This window comes from Kitasatospora sp. NPDC004240, from assembly GCF_053603215.1.
In genome coordinates, this window is sequence record NZ_JBSGFD010000398.1 from 1 (window position 1) to 2,934 (window position 2,934).

Sequence of the window (2,934 nt, forward strand, 5' to 3'; positions counted from 1 at the left end):
CGACACGGGCGCAGCGGTCATTCCTCCACGGCCTGGATCGGGATCGCGAAGTACCTTTCGGCGCTGGCCCCCAGCTGTTCTTGCTGTGGCGGGTCCTGGCCGGCCCCCCGGGGGTGTCACCGTCGGCAACCGTTCTGCGCCGGGTGGTGTCGGTGGGGGCTTCTAGGCTGCCCGTGTGGACATGGACGATCTTTGGCGACGGGTGCGGGACGGGGAGCGGATTCCCCCGCAGATGGTGGGGGTCCTTCTCGAACTGGGCCATGTGGACCTGGTGGTGCAGGCGGCGCATGAGCGGGGGGACTGGTTCTGCGCCCGGGCGGCGGTGCGCGGGCTTTGCGAGGCCGGTGAGTTCGAGTGGGCCTGGACCGTCCTGGTGCCGTTCGTCGAGGCGGGACTGCCCGCCGCTCTCCAGGCGGCCACCGAGGTTCTGCTCCGGTGGAGGCGGGCGGAGGAGGAACTGGCGCTGCTGCGTCCGGATGAGTCGTACGAGGCCATGGGGGAACTGCGCCGGGTCTGCCGGGATTTCGCCGAGCTTCTCGCGACAGCGGGACGGACGCAGGAGGTGCTGGAGTCACTCGTGTCCCACCTCGGGGAGTCCGCGCCGGTGTCGGCACCGGCCACCACGGCCGAGGGACGGGGCGACATCGAGCGGATCCTGGAACTGCTCGCTCCATCCCAGGCCGCCACGGCAGAGCAGGGCGGGTGGCGAGGCGGCGAGGGCATTCCGCACATAACGGGCGAGGGCGGGGCCGACTTCCACGCGGGCACGGACCAGGATGTCCGCGCGGTCATGGCCGCCCTACCCACCACGGCCAAGGACGCCTTCCGCTACGACGCGGTGCCCTTCGACCTCTTCGACCACAACCACGGGTCCGGATCCGACGTACCGGACCTGCTGGAGAAACTGCGCACCGGCGACGCGCATACCGCGGACCGGGCCCTCGGGGCACTGTGGGGCGGTGTCTGGCACCAGGGCACCAGCTCCGTGGCCGGCACACTGGCCGTCCCGTTCCTGATCCGCATCGCCACCACACACCCCCGCCACCGCGCGGACGTCCTGCTGCTGATCGCCGCGGTGGCACGCCGCCAGCACTTCGGCGACGGCACCCGCACCGGCCTGCTGCGCGCCGCCCATTCCGCCCGGACCATGTACATCGATCCGAGCGGCTATCTGGCGAACTGGTCCGTGCAAGCGGCCCGCGAGGCGGTGGCGGCGGACGCCCACCTGCTGCTTCCCCTGCTGGACGACCCCGATTCCGTCGTCCGGAGCAACACCGCCTACGCACTGGCCGCGGCCATGGCCGCGCCGCCCGCCGTTCCGGCCGCGCTCAACGTCCGCCTCGCCGTCGAGGACGACCCGGTGGTGCGGGCCTGCCTGGTTCTGGCCCTCGGCCAGCTCGCCTTCGAGGAGCGCGATCCGGCCACCACCGGGCTGATGCGCGCCTGGTGGCAGGCCACCGACCGACCGGTTGACGTCCGCGTGAGCGCCGCCCTCGCCTGGCTCTGTCTGACAGGCGACTCCATCCCCGCAGACCTGGACGCCTTCCTCGACGAAGCGGTCACCGACGACCTCAACACCCTCCTCGCACCGGTCCCGTGGCTGCGCGACGTCGACGACGACGCCGGACTGCACCTCTGCCTCCAGCACATGCGCAATCCCGCCGCTACCCCTGGCTGACCGATCTACGGCGGGATGGACTCACGGAAGTGCCCGCCGAGGGCATGCCAGGTCAGACCAGGGCGAGCCGGTGGCGCGCCCTGACCACCACCGTGCCGTGGGAGTCGACGTAGCCGCGGTGGCGGTCGCCGACGGTGCCGCCAGGCGAAGTGCTCGGTCGCAATCCGCTGCGGTGGGCACGTTCGCGCCGTGGCACCCGGTCGGGTGTCTGACGATCAGGACGGGGAGGGCGTGATGGCAGTTCAGGTGTGGGTAGCTCAGCAGGCCGGACCCGGGAACGCTCGTGTTCGCGTCTTGTCGACGCCGGAGCCGATCACCGTGCTCAGAGCCCGCAAGGCCTCATCGTATGGGTGGCGGTCGAACCGGAACGGTCCGAACCCCGTGTAGTCTCGGGCCGTGCGGTAGGGCTGCTCGAAGGAGTCCCAGGTCACGAGCTCAGGGGTCGCGGTGATGCGGGCCATGAGCGGCCAGCATCCCCACTCCCCGCACTCGCAGCCGAGCAACGGCGTCTTCGGCCCCATCGCGTTGGTGGAACGACCGTGGAAGTGGTCTTCCATCGGGCCGAAGCGGAAGAACTCTGGGATGAGCCCGCCGTAGGCGTTGCCCGCGGGCTGCATCCCGGCGTCCAGCTCGAACCTGTCGATCAGCTCGGTGAGGGGGATTCCGTCGATGCGCAGGACGATCTCAAGCACGCCGCGATTGTCGCGTTGCTGGCTGTCGAACCGGATCTCATTGCGGGCCATCCCTTGATTGTCCCCGCCCGCTGCTTCCCGCTGGCAGTCTGGCTTCGGCGGTGACGTGGTGTCGTCTGCGGTGACGGGCTCGTTGACGCCGTTACCGAGCCACATCCCGGCCGCGAATGCGCCCGCCGCCCTCGGTGCTCCGCCGCTCACCCTGGAGCAGGAGAAGGGATGGCCCGGCTCGACCACCACGCCTGCCGCGCCGCCTCCGGGAGGTCGAGGTCGCCTCCGAGCACGCCTGGCAGGCAACCCCTTACCCAGGAGACGGGAGCACCGCCTGCGACCACGGACAGGCGGCGGAGGCAGTACCCGGGTGGCAGGCCCGACGGCCTGGGGCGGGATGTGCGTCTCCTCCGCGAGGGGTCCTGTCCGTCGTGGAAGCGTCCGGGTGATCTGCGGGTTACCGGCAGAGTTCGAGGACGATGTCGTCGAAGTCGGGGAACTCCTGGCCCGCGTGTTCGATGATGGCTGTGGCCGGGCGGCGCCGTTGCGGGGCGAAGCGTTCCGCGATGGCGG

The 2,934-nt window shown here is 70.9% G+C and carries 2 protein-coding genes; one reads left to right on the forward strand and one right to left on the reverse strand.

What is annotated here, in order from left to right:
* Positions 1-232 precede the first annotated feature (232 nt).
* Complete coding sequence (locus tag ACWEQL_RS41920; protein WP_452156798.1) at positions 233-1,678, forward strand: hypothetical protein; 1,446 nt, start codon at positions 233-235, stop codon at positions 1,676-1,678.
* 257 nt (positions 1,679-1,935) lie between these two features.
* Here the strand turns inward: ACWEQL_RS41920 and ACWEQL_RS41925 are convergent, their stop codons facing one another.
* Positions 1,936-2,421, reverse strand: a complete 486-nt coding sequence (locus tag ACWEQL_RS41925; RefSeq protein ID WP_452156800.1) for a hypothetical protein — start codon at positions 2,419-2,421, stop codon at positions 1,936-1,938.
* Between the last annotated feature and the right edge of the window lie 513 nt (positions 2,422-2,934).

What these genes read in the sequence shown, in the direction of transcription:
- ACWEQL_RS41920 (WP_452156798.1), top strand. Translation starts at nt 233, where the DNA reads ATGGTGGGGGTCCTTCTCGAACTGGGCCATGTGGACCTGGTGGTGCAG.
- ACWEQL_RS41925 (WP_452156800.1), bottom strand. Translation starts at nt 2,421, where the DNA reads ATGGCCCGCAATGAGATCCGGTTCGACAGCCAGCAACGCGACAATCGC.